Origin of the sequence: Glaciimonas soli (assembly GCF_009497155.1) — a bacterium.
Classification (GTDB): domain Bacteria; phylum Pseudomonadota; class Gammaproteobacteria; order Burkholderiales; family Burkholderiaceae_D; genus Glaciimonas; species Glaciimonas soli.
Map to the genome: position 1 here is coordinate 617,418 of NZ_WINI01000001.1, position 21,057 is coordinate 638,474.

The 21,057-nt window shown below is 49.4% G+C and carries 19 protein-coding genes; 3 read left to right on the top strand and 16 right to left on the bottom strand.

Annotated features, from left to right (window positions below; all coding sequences use genetic code 11):
- The first annotated feature begins 72 nt into the window (after positions 1-72).
- Positions 73-1,179, top strand: coding sequence for an NADH:flavin oxidoreductase/NADH oxidase (locus GEV47_RS02875; RefSeq protein ID WP_153233186.1), 1,107 nt, complete (start codon positions 73-75; stop codon positions 1,177-1,179).
- 345 nt (positions 1,180-1,524) lie between these two features.
- Here the strand turns inward: GEV47_RS02875 and GEV47_RS02880 are convergent, their stop codons facing one another.
- The 15 genes from GEV47_RS02880 to nirD all read right to left on the bottom strand — a co-directional run bounded on the left by GEV47_RS02880 (position 1,525) and on the right by nirD (position 16,354).
- On the bottom strand, positions 1,525-2,661 hold the full coding sequence (locus GEV47_RS02880; RefSeq protein ID WP_153233187.1) for a porin: 1,137 nt from the start codon (positions 2,659-2,661) through the stop codon (positions 1,525-1,527).
- A gap of 89 nt (positions 2,662-2,750) precedes the next feature.
- Positions 2,751-4,106: an MFS transporter gene (locus tag GEV47_RS02885; protein ID WP_153233188.1), complete on the bottom strand. Its 1,356-nt coding sequence runs from the start codon at positions 4,104-4,106 to the stop codon at positions 2,751-2,753.
- Between the two features lie 68 nt (positions 4,107-4,174).
- The gene (locus tag GEV47_RS02890) at positions 4,175-5,389 is read right to left on the bottom strand and encodes an NAD(P)/FAD-dependent oxidoreductase (protein ID WP_153233189.1); all 1,215 of its coding nucleotides are present in this window, start codon (positions 5,387-5,389) and stop codon (positions 4,175-4,177) included.
- Positions 5,390-5,393: 4 nt separating this feature from the next.
- A complete protein-coding gene (locus GEV47_RS02895) occupies positions 5,394-6,359 on the bottom strand; it encodes a VOC family protein (RefSeq protein WP_153233190.1) in 966 nt (321 codons plus the stop codon).
- 199 nt (positions 6,360-6,558) lie between these two features.
- Positions 6,559-8,025, bottom strand: coding sequence for an aldehyde dehydrogenase (locus tag GEV47_RS02900; RefSeq protein ID WP_153233191.1), 1,467 nt, complete (start codon positions 8,023-8,025; stop codon positions 6,559-6,561).
- 80 nt (positions 8,026-8,105) lie between these two features.
- Complete coding sequence (locus GEV47_RS02905; protein WP_228124537.1) at positions 8,106-8,906, bottom strand: aspartate dehydrogenase; 801 nt, start codon at positions 8,904-8,906, stop codon at positions 8,106-8,108.
- Between the two features lie 43 nt (positions 8,907-8,949).
- Positions 8,950-10,611, bottom strand: a complete 1,662-nt coding sequence (locus tag GEV47_RS02910) for a thiamine pyrophosphate-binding protein (RefSeq protein ID WP_153233192.1) — start codon at positions 10,609-10,611, stop codon at positions 8,950-8,952.
- Positions 10,604-11,401 (bottom strand): SDR family oxidoreductase, encoded by a 798-nt coding sequence (locus tag GEV47_RS02915; RefSeq protein ID WP_153233193.1) that lies wholly within the window; start codon positions 11,399-11,401, stop codon positions 10,604-10,606. The genes GEV47_RS02910 and GEV47_RS02915 overlap by 8 nt, the downstream gene beginning before the upstream one ends.
- Before the next feature lie 7 nt (positions 11,402-11,408).
- On the bottom strand, positions 11,409-12,272 hold the full coding sequence (locus GEV47_RS02920) for an IclR family transcriptional regulator (RefSeq protein ID WP_407646184.1): 864 nt from the start codon (positions 12,270-12,272) through the stop codon (positions 11,409-11,411).
- Entirely contained in the window at positions 12,269-13,147 is an 879-nt protein-coding gene (locus GEV47_RS02925) for an alpha/beta fold hydrolase (RefSeq protein WP_153233195.1), read from the bottom strand. The genes GEV47_RS02920 and GEV47_RS02925 overlap by 4 nt, the downstream gene beginning before the upstream one ends.
- Before the next feature lie 45 nt (positions 13,148-13,192).
- The gene (locus GEV47_RS02930) at positions 13,193-13,723 is read right to left on the bottom strand and encodes a cupin domain-containing protein (protein ID WP_153233196.1); all 531 of its coding nucleotides are present in this window, start codon (positions 13,721-13,723) and stop codon (positions 13,193-13,195) included.
- 56 nt (positions 13,724-13,779) lie between these two features.
- Positions 13,780-14,547, bottom strand: coding sequence for an SDR family oxidoreductase (locus GEV47_RS02935; RefSeq protein WP_153233197.1), 768 nt, complete (start codon positions 14,545-14,547; stop codon positions 13,780-13,782).
- A complete protein-coding gene (locus GEV47_RS02940) occupies positions 14,540-15,619 on the bottom strand; it encodes an aromatic ring-hydroxylating oxygenase subunit alpha (protein WP_153233198.1) in 1,080 nt (359 codons plus the stop codon). Before GEV47_RS02940 ends, GEV47_RS02935 begins: the two co-directional genes overlap by 8 nt.
- A 52-nt stretch (positions 15,620-15,671) precedes the next feature.
- Positions 15,672-15,968, bottom strand: a complete 297-nt coding sequence (locus GEV47_RS02945; protein WP_153233199.1) for a recombinase-like helix-turn-helix domain-containing protein — start codon at positions 15,966-15,968, stop codon at positions 15,672-15,674.
- Positions 15,969-16,054: 86 nt separating this feature from the next.
- The gene (gene nirD, locus GEV47_RS02950) at positions 16,055-16,354 is read right to left on the bottom strand and encodes a nitrite reductase small subunit NirD (RefSeq protein WP_228124538.1); all 300 of its coding nucleotides are present in this window, start codon (positions 16,352-16,354) and stop codon (positions 16,055-16,057) included.
- 522 nt (positions 16,355-16,876) lie between these two features.
- On the opposite strand from nirD, the gene GEV47_RS02955 reads away from it, so the two are divergent.
- Both GEV47_RS02955 and GEV47_RS02960 read left to right on the top strand, forming a co-directional pair.
- On the top strand, positions 16,877-19,042 hold the full coding sequence (locus GEV47_RS02955; protein WP_153233201.1) for a TonB-dependent receptor: 2,166 nt from the start codon (positions 16,877-16,879) through the stop codon (positions 19,040-19,042).
- Between the two features lie 81 nt (positions 19,043-19,123).
- Positions 19,124-19,810 (top strand): Fe2+-dependent dioxygenase, encoded by a 687-nt coding sequence (locus GEV47_RS02960; protein ID WP_153233202.1) that lies wholly within the window; start codon positions 19,124-19,126, stop codon positions 19,808-19,810.
- Between the two features lie 236 nt (positions 19,811-20,046).
- On the opposite strand, the gene GEV47_RS02965 is transcribed toward GEV47_RS02960, so the two are convergent.
- Positions 20,047-20,982: a LysR family transcriptional regulator gene (locus GEV47_RS02965; protein ID WP_153233764.1), complete on the bottom strand. Its 936-nt coding sequence runs from the start codon at positions 20,980-20,982 to the stop codon at positions 20,047-20,049.
- Positions 20,983-21,057 lie beyond the last annotated feature (75 nt).

A 21,057-nucleotide genomic window follows, 5' to 3' on the forward strand; every position in this document is an offset into this window, starting at 1 on the left:
CCTGATCACTCCCTTCTCCCGCTTGCGAAAGCGGGAGAAAAATCCCTCACACATGATTTTTAGGAGCTATAAATGAGCAAACTTTTTTCCCCGTTGACCTTACGTAGCGTCAGCCTGCCAAATCGCATTGCAGTGGCACCGATGTGCCAATATTCTTCAAAAGATGGATTTGCCAATGATTGGCATTTAGTGCATCTGGGTTCCCGCGCTGTCGGTGGTGCCGGATTGATCATTACTGAAGCTGCAGCCATCGTTCCAGAAGGACGCATATCACCGCAAGATTTGGGAATCTGGAAAGATGAACACATCGCCCCATTGCGTCGCATTACCCACTTTCTGGAACAGCAAGGCACTGTTGCAGGGATTCAACTGGCTCATGCCGGCCGCAAAGCCAGTGTGTATCGTCCATGGGAAGAACAGCAAGGTTACGTACCAACTACTTCAGGCGGCTGGCCGACAGTAGGGCCATCTGCATTAGCATTTGACCCAACCTATGACACGCCGCATGCATTAACCGCAGAAGAAATTCAAGGCGTGGTGCAAGCCTTCGTCGCGGCAGCAAAACGCGCGCTCACCGCAGGTTTTAAAATAGTAGAGATCCATGCCGCACATGGCTATCTGCTACACCAATTTTTATCCCCAATCAGCAACACGCGTACCGACCAATACGGCGGCAGCTTCGACAATCGCATTCGTTTAGTGATGGAAGTAACCACCGCAGTACGCGCCGTATGGCCGCAAGATTTACCGCTATTCGTTCGTCTGTCGGCAACCGACTGGGTAGAAGGCGGCTGGAACGCAGATGAAACCGTGGCTCTGAGTCGTCTGCTACGCACTGCCGGCGTCGATCTGGTGGATGTATCAAGTGGCGGCAACATCCTGGCCAACATCCCCGTCGGCCCCGGCTATCAAACACAATTTGCAGAACGCGTCAGAAAAGAAGCTGACATCCCAAGTGGCGCGGTCGGCATGATCACCTCCGCGATTCAAGCGGAACATATTCTGCATACAGGGCAAGCCGATTTAGTATTGCTGGCACGTGAGCTATTACGTGATCCATACTGGCCACTACACGCAGCAAATGAACTCAACGACCTGACATCCTGGCCCCCACAATACGCGCGTGCGACCTCACGCAAAATGCCGATAAGACCTGACGTGGATTTTTCTAAGGAATAAACGAGAAAATCATCAACGTCACAAGCAACAAGACTGTTGCTTGTGACGTTGAAGCTGATTTTGAAGTACCCCGCATTGGACGTTGCCAAATATGCTGCCCCTCATTCGGATAAAGAGGGAAGACATGTCTGAGCCGAAGGCGAGTTGGTCTTTCCTCCCGAATGAGGGAAGACATATTTGGGGACCACTCGTCAAAGACGAGTGACGACTCTGGCAGGAGCAGTGCTCCCGCCCTTTCTGTGCTTATTTTTTTGGCGAAGCAAAGAAAGCAAGTGGCTGTCGGGCTCCCCCCCGACATTGCCGGAACCACGGAGTGACCACCGCAGAAGCTACATCATCAGTCAATCAAAACGAATGATGCACACCCAACCTCAAAGTAGCCTGATTCTGATTAGAAGAAATCCCCGCCGTATTAATCGCAGCCAAAGTACTTTCCCCAGTATCAGTTTGACCAGAAGCCTTCTGCAACGTCCCTTGCAAATACACCTCGGTACGCTTGGATAAGGAATACACGTTATTCAAGTTGAATTGATTCCACTTCATATCATCCAGCTTGGAATAGGTATAACCCAAGTTAAACGAATACACCGGCGTAATACGGAAATTCGCACCCAACTCAGCATTATTCATTTTTGCTGACCCCACCAAACCTTCAATTCTGGTTTGCGTAAACAGCGTATGCAACAATACTGGCCCAGTGTCATAACTCGCACCTAAGCCCATATTACGGACGTTATTAGTCGGCATAGTCCCGCCAGTTGCCGCAAAATCCTGACCGGCCAATGAAGTTAAACCCATTGAAGATTCAAGAGTCAGTACCTTGTTATTGGCACTGTTATAGGCAGCACCAATTTTCAACGGACCGTTAACATAATTGGCACCAAAACCGAGCACCCGATTTGTAGAGCTATCCCCCGCTTGTCCACCCAAACCGATCATTGCGGCAGCAGTCAATCCACTAAAGTTAGCGCTGGTAAATTTAATGACATTATCAGGTGTACCGATATTAGCCAGGTCATCCAAATTGCCAGGATGGAAAGCATAAAAACTTCCCAATATATAACCTGTACTCAATGGATCAAGCATGTCAAACATGATAGTAGTTTGATGCCCCAAAGTCAGCGTTCCGACCTGTTGATTGGCAATACCCACATACGACATACGATTGAAAAGTACGCCGGGACGTATCATCGCTCCCGTACTAGTGGAAAAACCATTTTCCAATTTAAATACCGCAGAATATCCATCGCCAAGATTTTCTATGCCACGAAAACCGATACGATCAGGTTGCAATCCACCGTAATCAAGTATGGTTTTTGCTCCGGCACCCGCGTTGCTGACGTAGGTTGGCCCGGCATCCAGACTACCGTAGATTGTTACGTTACTCGTCACATTCACATCAGCATACGCTGACGACATGCAAACCAAAGACGCAGCAGCACCCGCAATGGCTGATAATTTCAGCCAAGTCACTTGTTTCATTTACTATCTCCAATATTTTTATAATGCGGACGAAAGTCCTATTTAAATCGCCACGGCGTTAACCGCGGCTCACAACCAAATTCATGGTCTCAGGCTGCTTGAGTCTGTTGTTTTAGTAATTCTTGCTGGCGGTGCATATGACCTCCCTTGAACATCAAAGCAATTGCAGCAATCACTCCGGGAATCGCCAATAAGATAAACACAACGTTCAAACTTAAACCAAGGCCGAGTACCAAACTGCCGCCAGCTGCGCCGAGAATCGAACCAAGTCTGCTGATCCCAAGCATCCATGAAACACCGGTTGCGCGTCCTACTGTCGGATAAAAAGCGGCTGCGAGCGTTGGCATTGAACCTTGGGCGCTGCTCATGAACATACCGGCAACAAAGACCAATGAACTCAATACAGTCAGGTCATGGAATCCAAAACCTATCGCGCCTATGAAAATCGCACCGAGTAAATAGGAAGCGGCAATGGCTTTATGGGGATTAAATTTATCCATAAAATAACCAACAACAATGCCTCCGATCAGGCCGCCTAATGGATATAGCGCCATGATTTTGGCACCGTCAGCCAAAGTAAACCCGGCATCTTTAACGATCACCGGCATCCAGCTCGTGACAAAGTAAAAAATCACCATCCCCATGAACAGCGTGATCCATAAACAAATGGTCCCGAACAGATATTTTTCAGAAAAAATCACTGACAGTGCCGACTTGCCATCCACTTGCGGCGGCAAAACAATCGTAAATTTATCGTTTACGGTGACCGAATTTGGGGAAATTTTGTTCAGAACACGAGCAATTTTTTTCTGAGGCCAGTTTTGTACCACCATAAAGCGCGGCGACTCAGGTAGTAGGAACATTGCAAAGCTCAGGGCCAGAGGCACCAAACCTCCGACATAAAACAAACTATGCCAACCGAAATGCGGCACTAACCACGCAGCCAGATAACCGCCGGCCCAGGCGCCGACTACAAAACCCATGAACACGGTATTGACGATACGTGATCGGATGCGCTGCGGCGTGTATTCAGACATCAATGTCACCGCATTCGACATCGCTGCACCTAAGCCGATACCGGTCAAAAACCGCAACAGCGTCATTTCGACAACGCCACCAGCAAACGCGGAAGCTAGGGAGAAAATGCTGAACATAAATACCGAAACAATCAACACTTTACGACGGCCAAATTTATCAGCCAATATTCCCCCGCCCATTGAACCAATCGCCAAGCCAATCAATGCCGCAGTAAACACTGGTGCCAATTCCATCCGTGTTACGCCCCAATCGTGCATCAGCGCCGGAACCAAAGGCCCCAAAATCACCGTATCAAGACCGTCAGCAGCAACGATCAAAAAGCAAAAAATGAAAATTAAAATTTGATAGCCTGAAAAAGACTTTTCGTCGATGAAATTCTGCACATCGATCTGACGCTGCTCACTCATACAACTTCTCCTATGCGCCTGAGGCTAATCAGGCTACTTTTATTAAAATCAATCCACACCTTTTTTAACTAAGGCTTAAGTGGTTTTGACACATCTTGCAAAATTTCCCTGTCAATTATTTTGCCCTGTGCCATCCAACGCTTGGCGACTTTGATATCGCGGCCGTTATTCAAAGCAATCGCGCTACACAACACATCATCTTTGAAGAAAAATAACGTGGCATTTGCAGCGTCAAGATCGCCTCGCACGACCACTTCTGCATCTGCTGGTGCGAATCCTAAAATTTGCAGATTCAAATCATATTGATCCGACCAAAACCACGGTGCCTCGGCATGAATCTCATCACTGCCAAGCATCGCTTTAGCAACGACGACTGCCTGATTTTGGGCGTTCGCCCAAGACTCCAGACGCAAACGACCATCTGACAAATGATGCGGTTGGTTAGCAACATCGCCACAAGAGAAAATCAGTGAATCGGACGTACGGCCTTGGTTATCCACCACTATGCCGTTATCCACCTCCAGGCCACATGTCAACGCCAGGTCAACGTTGGGTGTTTGACCGATACCAGCAACGACGACATCAGCTGTCAAAACGCTACCGTCTTTTAATTGCACCGAAATCGTTCCATCAAGGTCGGATAAGTTTTCCAGTTGCGAGTTAAGCAGAATCTTTACGCCATTTTTTTCGTGCAGGGCTTGCAGCACAGCGGAAATCTGTAATGGCGCAGCGCGTGCGCATAGTCGTTCAAATGCCTCGACAACCGTGACCTCCAATCCCAACTTGCGCGCAGTGGCAGCCACTTCCAAGCCAATCCAGCCACCACCAATCACTACCAATTGGCGCTTGCCGTCCAATGCCACCCGCAATGCGCTTGCGTCACTCAGTGTGCGCAGATAATGAACATGAGCATTGTTCGTGACACCTTCAGATAATCTGCGTGCCTCACCGCCGGTGGCCAGCACCAATTGATCGTAGTTCACGCTGCGGCTACTGCGACAATGCACGGTACGTGTAATCCGATCTATGCTGATAGCTTCGTCTGGCTGGATGCATTCAACGTTAAGTGCTTGAAATTCTTCGTCAGAAATCAGCTGAACGGAGCTCAGCGATGCCGTGCCAGCTAATACCGCTTTCGATAGCGGCGGCCGCTCATAAGGCGCATGCGGTTCGGCTGCGATCATCAGCAAACGACCGGCAAAGCCTTCTGCCCGCAAGGTTTTCAACACCCAGCCAGCTGCCTGGCCACCGCCAATGACAACAATTGTGTTTGGCTTTTCCATCGCCTTAACCCTTCTTGGTATCCGTCATAAACTTACCGTCAACCGCTTTTACGTTGTGCTGGCGACGCGTATTACCATCAATACCGCCATCAATCGCCCACTCTGCAAATCTGGTCGGGCCCGGTTCAAATTCGCGCGCTTGCCAAGCTGGCGTCAAGATATCTTCGTCCGCGTAATATTCGATCAAACCGCCAGCAGGATTGTTGAAATACCAAAAATAAGCAGATGAAATCGGATGACGGCCCGGTCCCAATTGCGTATCCCAGCCGCAGCGGCTGATATGCAAACCACCACCAAATACTTCATGAATATCGCGAACGGTAAAGGCAACGTGATTCAAGCCGACTTTGCCATTTGGAAGTTGCAACAAGAAGAGATCGTGATGACCACCGTGTGGAGCGCAGCGCATAAACACACCACGATCTGGATAGCGATCCGAAGTCTCAAAACCCAATAAGTCGTGATAAAACTTTTCTTGGGCAGCGATACAATTGGTAAAAAACACTACATGACCGACTTCGACCGGTTCAGCTCTTTCATAAATTGCTGCCGGCGTATCAATTCGATTGTTGGCATCCCAAGTATTACTTGGCGAACCCTTTACATCAATCGCGCGCTTTTGCGTCACTTGCACCCGAATCGCCATACCGCTTGGGTCCAGGCAGCTCACGCTATTTTCAGTACTGACGTATCCAGGTTGACCAACTAACTTTGCGCGAACGAGATCAAGATCGGCTTTATTTGCTACGCCCCACACCACTTCACGCAAGGTTGGACCAGCTTCAAAAGCCGGGGGAAGAGTTGGGTCATTGATATCGGACAGCACAACGCGACAGCCATTGAGCGTTTCAAAGATTGCACCGTCAGCACTCTTCTCAACAGGCTTCAAACCCCAATCTGCAAAGAATTTCTGACACGCGGCGTGATCTTCCACACCGTAAGTAATTTGCTCAATACCCAATATGCTCATTTTTTTCTTTCAAAATATCTGCAACAGCTGTTCCAAAAGTTGGGTAGGCACGCTGTTCTGTCCATCCGGAGACTCCAGGGAGGAAAGGCATTAACGTCAGAGATAACAGCGCAGGCCTGCGTCTGTCATAGGTTCCTCGGATTAATACCGCGTGGGCAGACAAACGTGCCTACCCTACCCCTGCATCACAACCGCAAAATCAATTAGCCCAAGCCATGGGCGCTTCGTTCAAACCCCAATACATACTTTTTTGCTGGCTGTATTCAAGAATCCCGCGATGTCCTTTTTCACGTCCCATACCACTTTCTTTACGCCCTGTGAAAGGCGTCGTGATCGAAAATAATTTATACGTATTTATCCACACCGTGCCCGCATCCACCGCACGGCCAACACGCCACGCTCGCTTGTAATCCTGGGTCCAAATGCCGGCAGCCAAACCAAACACACTATCGTTCGCCTCAGTCAATAAAGTCGCTTCATCATCGAACGGCATAGCAGCCAAGACCGGGCCAAAAATCTCTTCCTGGCACATTTGCGACTGATTAGTAAGACCTTCTATGATGGTAGGACTATAGAAAAATCCCCGATCAAATTCTGCACCTTGTGGGCGTTTACCGCCGGTCAACAACTTACCGCCTTCACTCTGACCAATATCGACGTATCGCTCTATACTTTGTCTGTGTGCGGCACTGATCAACGGCCCCATCTGCGTGCTTTCGCTCTCAGGGTTGCCGACGCGCAGCTTCTCTGCTCCGGCGACCAAGCGCTGCATAAACTCCTGATAGATAGGACGCTCCACGAACAGGCGCGAACCAGCAATGCACGCCTCGCCTGATGAACTAAAAATGCCATATAACACACCGTTTACAGCATGATCAAGATCAGCGTCTGCAAACACCATGGTCGGTGATTTTCCACCCAATTCCAGCGAAACAGGCATCAGCTTTTCTGCCGCCAGACGAGCAATACCACGCCCGACATTGGTACCACCGGTGAACGATACTTTTTTGACTAATGGATGATTGACCAGCGCATCACCTATCACAGAACCTTTGCCCGGCAAGACACTCAGCACGCCTTTTGGCACACCGGCGGCTTCGCAAATTTTGGCCAACTCCAACGCTAACAGCGGCGTCATTTCAGCCGGTTTAAGTACGACCGCATTACCCGCTGCCAATGCCGGAGCAAGTTTTTGCGCTTCGCTGGCAATCGGTGAATTCCATGGCGTAATTGCTACCACCACGCCAATCGGCTCGTGCGTGCTCATGGTCAAATAGTCACCACGACTAGGCGTGAGCGCATCTTCCAGCGTTTCCAGACACGCCGCAAAGTACTGAAACGTATTCGCAGCACTGGTAACCAATACGCGCGTTTCATTTATAGGCTTGCCGTTATCGCGGCGCTGTAATTGTGCCAGCTCTTCGTGTCGTGCGCGAATGCCAGCTGCAATACGGTATAGAACTGCGGCACGTTCATGCGGCTTTAAACCACGCCAGTTGTCGCGACGCCAGGCGGCATCAGCGGCTTGAATGGCCTCTTCCACATCGTTCAAATCTGCGCCAGCGACATCAGCGTTGACGCTTTGATCGGCAGGATAAATCGACGTGTAAATTGCGCCACGGCCGAGTTTCCATTCACCGCCGATAAAGATGGGTAAGGTTTTCATTTGTTTGTCTCTTTCTTTTTACGACATGTCCCGCGCTTTTTTCCTCTCTCCCTCTAACGGGCGAGAGGCATCGCTCCGGATTAGATTACGACCGGCCGCACCCGATTTTTTATAGCGCGAATAATGCTATAAGCCGTCAATGCTGAAGTTTTAGGATTCTCCGGCAGCGGATTGCCTTGTATTTCCATCTTCATTTGGCCAAACACGCCACGTGCTTCAATGGTGTGGATATTTTGCGTAGCAGCAGGATCGGCAATCAAAGTCACCTTGGTATGATCTAAACCAAGGCCTGCGATCGCCAAAGTGGCCGCAACGTTGGCATTTTTAGGATAAAGCTGCGCCGCTTCACGTGCGTTACCGCGAAAAATAACGGTAGCTTCTGATAGTTCTGCCAACTTGAACAACTCTTCCGCTGGCGTGCCGATCCAGCTTAACGCTGGCTTACGTCCGGTATAGAGCACTTCATCCAGACCGCCAAATTTGGCAGCCGATATCGCGTCAATACCGCCAATCGCGCCAGACATTAACGTAATAGTTGCCTTACCCTGACGTGCCGCCGCTTCCAACTTTTCCTGCATGCCGTCGGATGCCAGCGCCCCGATCGAGACCAAAGCACAATCCACACCTGATGCCAGCAAGGGCAGCACACAAGCGGTCAATGCGGCATGGCCTGCGCACTCCAAAACAAATTCGGGACGCTGCGGCAAATCGCTAATGCGGCTCACGACCACTACGTTGTCACCAACTTTGGCTTGCACTTCGGCACGCATTTCCTCGTTATGAACAACGATTTGTGAAATGCGCACTTCGGCATCATTTTTTATCACTTTAAATACCGTGCAACCGATCGCACCGAAACCTATCATCGTCACATTTAACATGGTAAATCCTTATGTTTTTCGTTCGAAAATGAAGTTGGTGAAATCAATCTTTACGGATCGGTGGCCCGGCAAACTTGCTGGCAAATCCACCAATGGACAACATATCAACCTCAATCACATAAGGGCCGTTATGCGCCAGGGCGGTTTTCAACGCAGCATCAATATTGGCAAGATCGCTCACCTTCACATGTGGCAATTGCAGACTCGCACAATATTGAGTGAACTCTGGTTGGCCGATTTCTACACAATGGCGACGACCGCCGTATGTCGTATCTTGAATATTTTTGATGACGCCATAGCCACCATCGTTCATCAATAAAATGGTCATGTTGGCTTGCTCTTGCACAGCAGTGCATAGTTCGCCGATATTCACCTGTAAACCACCATCGCCAACGATACAAACCGTTTTACGGGATGGATTTGCCAGGGCCGCGCCAATACCCATTTGCACGCCTTGCCCAATACCGCCGCCAAGCGCATGTACACCATCACGAGGTTGGAAAATTTGCAAACCGCGGTTACCCCAAGTACTGTTGGAAATCGTTACATCACGCACCCATTGATAATCACGGCCAACCGCCTTTTGCAAAGCCGACATCAACACACGATAAGGACCCAGGCCTTCTGCTAAATTTTCAACCGCAACAACTTTGACAGCAGCTAAATCGGATGGAAATGCACTATCAACCTTAAGCTTGCCCTCCAACTTATCGGCCAGCGCATTAAGCGTCGCTTGCGCATCGCCATGAATGAATAACTGATTGCGATACCCGCGATTGTCTGCACGTCCATCAGCATCGATACGATATAGATTTTGTGGCAACTTCAGTTGATACTTCAGTGTCTCATTGCCGCGCAAACGTGAACCTACCACCACCATCGCATCACAGCTTTGATAGAATTTTTCAACATTCGATTGCACGTTGTAGGCGCCCAATGTCATCGCGTGATCTTCTGGAACGATACCGCGACCTTGCACGCTGCTGACCACACCAAAGCCTAATTTCATCAGGCGCTCTACCGCTTTCCCAGCACCTCGCGCACCGCCGCCCAACCATAACAAAGGGCGTTTTGCACTTGCCAAAATGTCCGCCAATTGCTGCACACGCGCATCATCTAAGGCGTAAGTGCCGCTCAATCGTGGTGCCAGATCGGTAGGCATTTCAACCAAGGCAGCTTGGATATCGATAGGAATTTCAACGCTGACCGGACCGGTAGGTGCAGTCAACGCAACACGGACCGCTTCACGCACTGTCGCCAATGCGGTATCTACCGTACGGACACGAAATGCTGCTTTTGAGATCGCTTTGAGCATCGTCAATTGATCCGGCGCTTCGTGAATGTAAGCCAAATCCTGGTCCAGATAAGGTGTTTCAATTTGTCCGGTGATATGCAACACAGGCGAACCTGCTGTCAGTGCTTCCACCATTGCGCCAGCGGCATTGCCTGCGGCCGTGCCGGTGCTAGTAAACGCAACACCGATGTTGCCAGTAACGCGAGCGCAAGCATCTGCCATGTTGACGCTACCGGCTTCGCCGCGGGCAGGCACATAACGGATTTTTTCACGACGACCAATCGCATCAAGGATCGGCATGTTGTGGATAGAGATCACACCGAAAGCGACCTTGACATCGCATTGTTCAAGAAATGCTGCGATTTGATCGCCAACTGTCGTTGTATTTTTAATTGTAGATAAATCAGACATGTCGCGCTAAGCCTCCAGAAACATCAATATGACTGCCGGTCGTGTACGAAGACATCGGACTGGCCAGGAAAAAAATTGCAGACGCGGCTTCTTCAGGCTTGCCGAGACGTCCAAGGTGTATATGTTTTTTATGCGCCAGTTCAGCGGTCCAGTCTTCCCAGCTTTGGCCGGGTGCGGCTTCCGAGGCATAACGTCGACGCCATTGACCAGACTCCACCAAGCCCACCAGGATAGAATTAACTCTGATTTTTTTTGGCGCAAACTCTACCGCCATCGAATGCACCAGACTCAACACGCCGGCGCGCGCTGAAGAAGTGGCCACCATGTGCGGCTCTGGCTGCAGTGCCAACAACGAGTTGACACAAACAATGGATGCTTGTGACGCTTGCTCCAGCAATGGCAAGAAAGCGCGGGTTGGATTAATGATGCTGAAATACTTCAATTCCAGTTCTTCACGCCAGGCATCATCAGTGGTGTTGGCGAATGTCGAGACGCGACCTTGACCGGCATTGTTGACCAGCATCGCAACACCGCCAAAGTGTTGCTGAACTTGTTCTGCAAATGCATTGATCTGATCGGCTTTTAAGACATCACATGACGCAGCAAACAAGGCTGCATCTGGAAATTTTTCACGCAACTGCTTTTCTGCACTGCGCAAACGCGTTTCATCACGACCACAAAAGGCAACGTTCGCGCCCGCGGCGATAAAACATTCAACTGTGGCTAAACCGATGCCAGAAGAGCCGCCGGTAATGACAACAGTTTTGCCTTGCATATTGCTATTCATCATTTTTTGCTCACCTAAGTCCCAATGCTTTTTCAAACGGATGCGTCGTTTTTTTAGCGTCACCGCGATAATTCAATTGACGCGATAACTCCATCGCTGCTGCGACCAGATCATCCACTAAATGTTGTTGGGCCAAACGCTCCTGATCTATCATCGGCACTGGCAAGGTCAGACTAATTGCGGCGACTATCTTGCCGCTGTCATTGCGTACAGGCGCAGTGATAACCGAAATGCCTTTTTCAAAAAAGGACTGACTAATCGCATAACCGCGCTGCGCATCTTCCTGCACGCGTTGGTATAGTTCCTCAACGGTGTCAGGTGTAAATTCGGTAAAGCGCTGTAAGTGTTTTTCTGGGAATACCGTCTTAAGTTCTTCCAGGCTCAGATCCCCCAACAGCACACGTCCAAGCACGGTAGCGTGCGCAGGCAATCGCGTTCCTACGTTGACAGTACTAAAATACGAATCGTGACTGGCGGCTTTGGCAACAAACACAACATGACGATCATCGCGAATCACGATCTGACTGGAATATCCAGAACTGTCACGCAAACGCGTGATGATAGGTAAGCCCAGATCCGTCAACTCTAAAGAATTGAGATAGTCAAAACCCAAACGCAACACCGCAACGCCCAAACGGAAATAGCGTTCGTCTTGTCCGCGCTCGAGAAAACCTAGTGATTCCAGAGTTTGTAAAATACGAAATACAGTTGAGCGTGGGATATCCAGACGTCGCGCAATTTCAGGCGCACTCAATACTGGTTCACGTGCTGAAAATTCCATCAAGATGCGCAAGCCGCGCTCCAAACCTGGGACGGTATATTTGCGGTCGGCGTCAGTTTCTGAGTCCGCCGGTTTTGTGTTTTGCATGGTCATGCATGACTTTCATTGCGTAATATTGAAATCACTGTTGCTGCAAATTCGTTTATAAATTGTGTGACTGCTTTTGCATCTTCGACATAGCAGGCATGACCGGCATTATCGAAAATATAAAAAGGTACTGAGCGTTCTGCTCCTTGCAACTGTGCCGCCAGCTGCTGACATTTTTCAGGCGGCGTAATCGCGTCGGCGCTGCCTACGGCAATGCTGAGCGGGCCATCATACGTAGCGATACTTTCCGGTACGTCAGCATTCGCCAAAAGATGTGTCGCCTGTGCATAACCTGCTGCGGGAATGCGCGCCATGTTCCAGCGGATCCACTCCCGCTCGGCCACGCCGGCGTTTGCCGACAGCAAGTTGGCGGAACGCTTTTCTGCCATGCCTTCCATTCCTAATTCGGCCGCCATGCGCAAACGGCTATCCCGCTTTTCTGAGCGGACCAACGCTAAGTCTTTGCCATATCCAATCGCTGGCGATAGCAATAACAAACCCTGTACTTGTTGCGGAAAACGACCCGCAAATGCACTTGCCATGATCGCGCCAAGAGAATGGGCAACCAAAATGCAACGTTCGATGTTCATTGCATCCAGCCACGCTGCCAATTTCTGGCCGTAATCGTCGGCTTGTGGCTGTGCTGCGTCGACCGGTGTAGTTGCGCCGTAACCCGGCGCATCCCATGCCAGCACATGATGATCACGACCAAGAACATCTAACTGACACACCCACGATGCCGCACCCGAACCGATACCGTGCAACAGCACTATCGGCAGGCGATTGTTGGCTGTGCCAGCTTCACGATAGCCAACGACACCAAGTTTAGTGATGCATCGCTGCTCCGGAAAGCGGTCGAGTAAGTCGTGAAAGATGCTCATGATGATCGTTTATCTACACTCAGTTATTGCGCTCGGTCACTACAATTAATCACGCTTGATTTGCGCCAGCGGATGATCAGCCGGGTATGTTGGGCGTATTGGTGCAGGCGAACCCAGCATCACGCACATCAATGCATCTTCCTCGCCTATATTGATTTCACCACGATAGACGCCTGGAGGAATCGAGATCACATCGCGATCTGTAATAATTGTTTCCCAAGTCTCGCCGTCTTTTTCGCACATGACTTTGATTTTCCCGCGCAGGACGAAGAAAATTTCTTCCACGTCCGTATGTAAGTGCATCGGGCCTTCGTTCCCGGCCGGGATGATCATGGTGGAAAACGTGAAATGCTCTGAAGGAATCACATTCGTATCTTTTGCCACGCCTGTACCGCCGGTGCCGACATAACGCATTTGTGCGCGACGATATTTAGGGTCGTAATCTGCTTGAAACTTCAACGCATCCCAGTCATAACGGCGGGTTGAGTGACTAGCTACACGTGATTCCATCCATTGTTGAAAACTGTGTTCAGGTTTCTTTTCCCACGATGGTAGTTTTTGATCCATTTCAGCCATTTTCATCTCCTAATTTTTGCAACAACTCTTGAACATACTAATAGACAGGAACACCATTAATTCATCACAAAACCGCCATTGACCGGCAACAACTGCCCAGTGACAAAGCGTGCGGCGTCAGACAATAAAAACAATACCGTGCCACTCACATCTTCTGGCACTTGTGGCCGTTGAATTGCGCGTCCCTGCAGATAATATTGATGGCGTTCCGCAGGAACATAGGCAGTCGCTTCTACATCGGTTAAGCCGGGCGCGATAGCATTGACAACAACATGATCGGCACCCAATTCGCGCGCCAGAGAGCGTGTCATAGCGATCACCGCACCTTTGCTGGCAACATACGCCAGTAAATTAGGCGCACCCCACATTGCGGTATCGGAAGCAATATTGATGACGTTGCCGCCACCGGTTTTGCGTAAATGTGGTAACACCGCGCGTGTCATCAGCCAAGTGCCTCGCACGTTGACTTGCATCACACGATCCCACATGTCAACTTCCAGCTGCTCCAGTGTTTTGCCACCGGAATTCGTAATCGCGCCATTGTTAATCAGGCCATCCAAGCCGCCTAATAACGTTGCTGCGCGATCAGCACAAGCAATAACAGAATCGGGCGAATTCAAATCCAGCGCGACAAAGTGCGCTGTAATTCCTTCTTCACGCAACCGCGCTGCAGTTGCCTCACCTTGTTCTGTCAAGATATCAGCTAATACAATTTGAGCACCGGCTTTGCCTGCGGCACGCGCAAATTCAGCACCCAAACCGCGGGCTGCGCCGGTAATGAGAATGCGTTTTCCAGCAAGCTGTGCAGATGAATGATCAAGCATTATTTTGTTGTGTTTCTTCAGATTTTTGTTGGGCACTAAGTTCACGGTGTGCCGCCAAAGCCTCTAACTGCGCACTGGCCTTTTGTTCCAGCATGCGGCGTGTACGTGTCACACCGATATCATGCTGGTACAAAAATTCGTTGTTGCGCGCATCAGGAATCATATTTTCCAACACGGCACGATCTTGTTCCAGCACGTCCCAATGCAAACCTTCCAGACGATTTTTGTACAGGAAACGCCATGCATCACGCTGCCAGCCTTGCACTTTACGGCAGCGCCAGAAATAGACCTGACAATTTTCTTCATCCACTGGCACAGCAAAACCGATGATGTAGAAGCTGCCACCGGGGCCGAATTTCTTCTTGTAAGGGATACTCAAACGCAGCCACATCGTGCCGGTTTCGCCCAGCTCAACCCAATCGAAATTCATGTCACGTTGATTGACTTTTTCAAACATGATGCCGGTATCAGTTTTACGAACACGCATGTCGGCTTGTTTGTCGCCCTCTGCCATCGAATGTGATGTCGCGTGCAAATAAGCGCCATGCATAGGATCCATCACATTGTCGATCGCGTAGCGATAATTGCACTTCCAGTTAGACAAGCAAAGGAAGGATGACCATTCGTCAGAAGCCATTTCTTCAGGCAAGTTCAATGGTGTAGGCTCTGGATGCAGCTCATCGCCAAACCAGAGAAAAATCGCGCCGTTGCGCTCTTCCACCGGATACGATTTGATGCAAGTTTTGCCTTCAAGCGGGCACGCATTTACCGCCGGCACCTTTTCGACGGTACCCTTGCTGTTGATTTCAATACCGTGATACCAGCAAGCAATACGCTCACCTAAATTCCAACCTAATGACAAACGTGCGCCGCGATGCGGACAGCGATCTTCCAATGCGTGCACTTGATTTTTGCCATCGCGCCAAAGCACGATATTTTCGCTCAGACGTGTGACGCCGATAGGCGCACTATTGACTTGCCAGCTTGCGGCAACCGGATACCAGTAATTTTTCAGGCCGCGATTAACCAGTGCTTGCGCTGCGGATTGTGTTGTTGTCGTTACTTCACTCATGCTGTGTCCTCCAACTTTTTCGGATGCTTGGGATACTTGGTGTGCTTGTTAGTTATGCTGCAAGACTGTGCAACTGAGCGGCCAGTGATACTTCAGTCCACTGCTGGCCGTCCATCGTACGAATACCCTGTACATTCAAATGGTCGACGACTGCTGGCAAGGTTTCTGCACCTGACTCAAAACACTTCAGCAAAGCATCACCAAGAGCATTTTCGTAATCCGTTGGCAACGCGGCGCGATGCTGCCAAACCAGATTGGTGGCTGTGCCTGGCTTTTCGATTTGCCCCTTGCCGGCAACGTTATTTGGTTGCGGCGCGCTCCACGGGCGAAGGTTGGGATTGAAGTCCATATTTGTCTCCTGACAGGATGATTGTGAAATACCGATTTTGGTGCGCGATTTTTATTATTCGTGCGCTACCGCTTGCAAATCTGATGCTAGAGCTGAATCTGAACCTGACCATCCACGATTTGAATCGGATAGATGGTCACATCGCTACCCGGTCCTTTTGTGCATTTTCCGGTTTTAATTTCAAAAACCGCCTCATGCAACGGACATTCGACCGTATCCCCATCCACAAAACCCTGGCTCAATCGCGCATAAGCGTGAGGGCAAATATCGGCGATAGCGTAAGGTTTTTCATCGACCAGGAATACACCGATCTCTTTACCCTCAACGGTGACCGAGACGCCTTGATCTTGATCTAACTCACTCGCCTTACAAATGTTTTTCCACATGATTTGTTCCATATATAAAACAACGTTTCTTTTATGGGTTAATCATAGGATCTGGGAATCTCCTTGTCAATCGCTATTTTTCGAAAGGAGAGTTTGAGGATGCTCTAGCAAATTAATACTCACGTTGTGACGACTCTTCAGAACAGAAAAACCCTAAGATTTGTGCTTATTTTGGACAATTAATCTATCAACCCATCCGATCAGAAATTTTCTTTTTTCACTTCTTGAAGTTGGCGAGCAAGCACAAAAGCAGGACCTTCATCTTCTCCGTTGCGCAAGATCTATTTATTTCTTCTTTAAAAAATGCGCCAAGCGTCGGTAATAAGCAACGGCATCATCAGTTTTCATTGATTTCAAGAAATCTTTTATTGCAATGAGAATCATTATTATTTATATTCGTGCTTTGGCTACGCAGATTGCAGATAACTGCTTCTGTTCGCGGCCATTCTTGTCGTCCCAACAAAATAAATTCCCCTATCATGCGCATCGAATACAGCGCAAATAGGCTCAATAAGGATAGTAATGAATCACCGCCTCACCCCGTTAGCCGCGACCATCGTCACACTTTTTGCAGCGCCATTCACTCTCCCGCAAATTGCCTTAGCCCAGACAAGTCCAGCCGTTGAAGTGCTGCCACAAATCATTATTAAAGATAGCAAGCCGATTAACGATTACGAAGCAGGGAAAAGTACGATCGGTGGGAAAACGCCGACTGCTACGCGTGATATTGCGCAAACGGTCAATGTAGTCAACCGCGCGGTGCTGGATGCACAAGGCGTGGCTTCTTTGCAAGAGGCATTGCGCAATGTTCCGGGGATTACCATCGGCGGTGCTGAAGGTGGTCAGATCGGCAATAACATTAATTTGCGCGGTTTTACTGCGCGTACCGATATGTATCTGGATGGCGCACGTGATCGCGGTCAGTATTATCGCGACACTTATTACCTGGATTCTGTCGAGGTGTTAAAAGGCCCATCATCAATGCTCTTTGGCCGTGGCTCAACTGGTGGCGTCATCAATCAAGTCAGCAAAAAGCCAATGCTGAATGACGCCAATCAAATCACGGCAACCGTCGACACCAATGGCGGCGTTCGCACTACTGGCGACTTTAATCGCCAATTATCGGACACCTCTGCATTCCGTGTTGAAATGATGGCGCAAGATGTCAAGACCACCCGCGATGAGATGACTAATCAAGATTTCGGTATCGCACCATCATTGCGTTTTGGGATCGGCACGCCGACGGAAGTCACCTTATCAGCCATGATTTCGCACAATTCCGACATGCCTGATTACGGTGTGCAATCACTTAATGGTCATCCGGTGAATGTACCGAGAAATACTTATTACGGCCTGACAGATGATAAAACGGTGCAAGATGTTGCCATCGTCAGCGCACGTATTGAGCACAAGATTAATGACAACCTGACCTTGCGCAATCAAACACAATTTAGCAATTACATCACCGATGCACGTGAAACTGCGGCACAAAAAGTCGGCACATTGGTTGGCAGCGTATTTACGCCGCTGCCAACAGCAACCACCGGCAATTACACCAACCTGCCGATGAGTCAGCTGTCAGTGCAATTGCAAAGTCATGACCGGAATATTCATGATCAATCGCTAGATAACCAAACTGACCTGATTGCCAAATTCGATACTGGCAGCATCAAGCACACCATGATCGCTGGTGTCGAATTAAGCCGCGACACCTACAATAATCAAGGCTACACCCGCAATAACATGCCTGTGGTGTCGCTGATTGATCCGGTTTATATGTCGACCCCGTCCAGCGTTACCACCAGCATCGGCAATTTGGTTGAGTCCACCGCTAACTCATTCGGTGCCTATGTCAATGACACTGTTGAGCTAACCAAGCAATGGAAATTGGTCGGTGGTGTGCGCTGGGATCGTTATCAAGCTAGCTTAAGCAACTCCATTAGCTTGCCAGCCCATGTCGATCAAACCGTTGACTTTACCAGTGTGCGCGGTGGGATTATTTATCAACCGACTGATTGGCAGTCATACTATGTTTCCTACGGCACGTCATTCGATCCATCGCTGGAACAATTGACTGTCACCTCGGGCCAACAAAATCTGGCCCCGGTAACAAACAAAACATATGAAGTCGGCGCCAAATGGAATGTGCTGGACGATAACCTTTCGCTCACCGCTGCGGCCTTTAATATCGAACAAGATAATGCGCGTACTCAGGTTTCCACTGGTGTGTACACGCTGGATGGGAATGTCCGGGTAACGGGTTATGAATTAGGCCTGGTTGGTCATCTGACTAAAAAATGGCAAGTGATGGGTGGCTATACCAAACTCAATCCTTTCATTATTAAGGCCTCAGCATTGGATGGTTCACAGGGCAAAGTGTTGGCCAATACGCCACGCCACAATGTCACCTTATGGAGCACGTACAACGTCAACAAAGAATGGGAATACGGCGGTGGGATGGTCTATATGTCGCAACGCTATGCCAGCAATACCAACGTGGTTTCCGCTGGCGGTTATACCCGCTGGGATGCAACCGTGGCTTATCATCAGCCTAAATACGATGTGCGTGTAAACTTGCTCAATCTGACTAACAAACAGTATTACGATGCATTGATACCGTCCGATGGTGGTCGCGCAGTGCCTGGTATCGGACGTACTGGCATGGTCACCGTTACTTATCGTTTTTAACCAGAAAATAAAGTAGGATGGGTACCGTTGTACGTAATCCATCCTACGATTTGCATCAGATTTAAAGCTATCGAATAAATTATGTTGCTACACATTCCCCATGTATTAAATGCCGAACAACTTCGCTTGGTTCGAGACAAATTACATCATGCCGGCGACGCATGGGTGGACGGCCGTGTGACAGCTGGTCATCAGGGCGCACAAGTTAAACATAATTTGCAAATTGATGAGCATTCGGCAGTAGCAGTCGAGTTGGGCGATGTCATTCTTGAAGCGCTGGAGCGTCATCCGCAATTTATCAGCGCCGCCCTGCCCAATCACGTCTATCCTCCGATGTTCAATCAATATCGGGGCGGCATGCAATTTGGCAGTCATGTGGATGGTGCGATCCGCCTGATACCAGGCAGTCGCGCCAAGATTCGCACGGACATTTCAGCCACTTTATTTTTGACTGATCCAGCCGACTATGATGGCGGTGAGTTGATGATCGAAGATACCTATGGCGTGCACCCGGTCAAGCTGGCCGCTGGTCATATGATTCTGTATCCGGCAACCAGCCTGCACCAAGTTAATCCTATTACACGCGGCACACGACTGGCATCCTTTTTCTGGATTCAAAGCATGATCAGGGATGACGCTCAGCGCACGCTGTTGTTCGATCTTGACAGCGCGATTCAACGCTTGACACAGAGCGGCGCGGATACTGCTGCTTTAGTGCAGTTGACTGGCAGTTATCATAATCTGTTGCGGATGTGGACCGACATTTAACTTGAAATTTCGAAATACCAAATAATGTAACGCACACACCGCAGTCATTCCCGCGAACGCGGGAATCCATTTTACACAATGCAAAACTACTTAAACGGACGATGGATACCCTGTTTTCGCTAGGGCGACGCATCATAGAATTTGAAAACAATTACGCCACATTACTTGAGCAATATGGATTCCCGCGTTCGCGGGAATGACGTTGGTTGGATTATTGCTGTCCGCAACATCCGACATTAAGCTGCGGCCATCCCCAATCCAACTGCCACTTCAGAAATTAACCGGCGTAACCACACGACGTCCGGCGCTACATGAGAACGCGCATGCCATAGCATGTAGAAGCGCATTTTTGGCATCTCGAATGGCAATGGAAAAACGCTCACAGGCCAGTCTTCAATGAATTGATTGGCAAACTGACGCCCAGTAGTAAAGATCAAATCCGATTTAGCCAACACGTGCGGGACCAAAGCAAAATAAGGAATCGCTACCTGGATATTTCGCTTTAATCCTTGTTCAGCCAGTGCTGCATCAATACTGCTGCGATGACCTTCAATATACGGGGTTGGCGCCAGATGCGGCATTTCCACATAATATTTGAGTGTCAGCCCCTTTTTTGCCACCGGATGATCACGATGCATCATGCACACCACTTCATCCTCAAATAGCTGCGACAAGTGCAAATGCTCTGGTGGGTCCGGCCAGTTACCAATCACCAGGTCAAGACGACCTGCCTCCAAAGCATTCGCATAATCAAGTCCGGCATCCAAAGCATGCACCATCAGGCTAGCGCCCGGTGCACGGCGCCTCACCTGCTCGATGATGGATGGAATCAGCAGGACATTGAGATAGTCTGGCGTACCGATATGAAATACGCGCGCAGTACTTCCCGGCGCAAAAGCGGCAATCGGAGCGCCTATCTTTTCAAAGACATCCAAGCCTTGCTTAGCGAGCGCCAACAACTCTTCACCACGCTCGGTCGGCACCATGCCGGTTTTACCGCGTACCAGAATGGCGTCACCCGTCAATTCACGCAGACGTTTCAGCGTGTTGCTGATAGTCGGTTGTGACTGGCCTAATTTGATGGCAGTACGCGACACACTCTTTTCAACCAGCAAAGTGTGTAGAACACGTAACAAGTAAGTATCAAGATGATGGTTAGCGCGTGATGTCATTGAGGATAATAAGTACAAGATAAACACTTATAGGATAACGGATATAAGCATATTTATACGCAAGTATTGCGTATA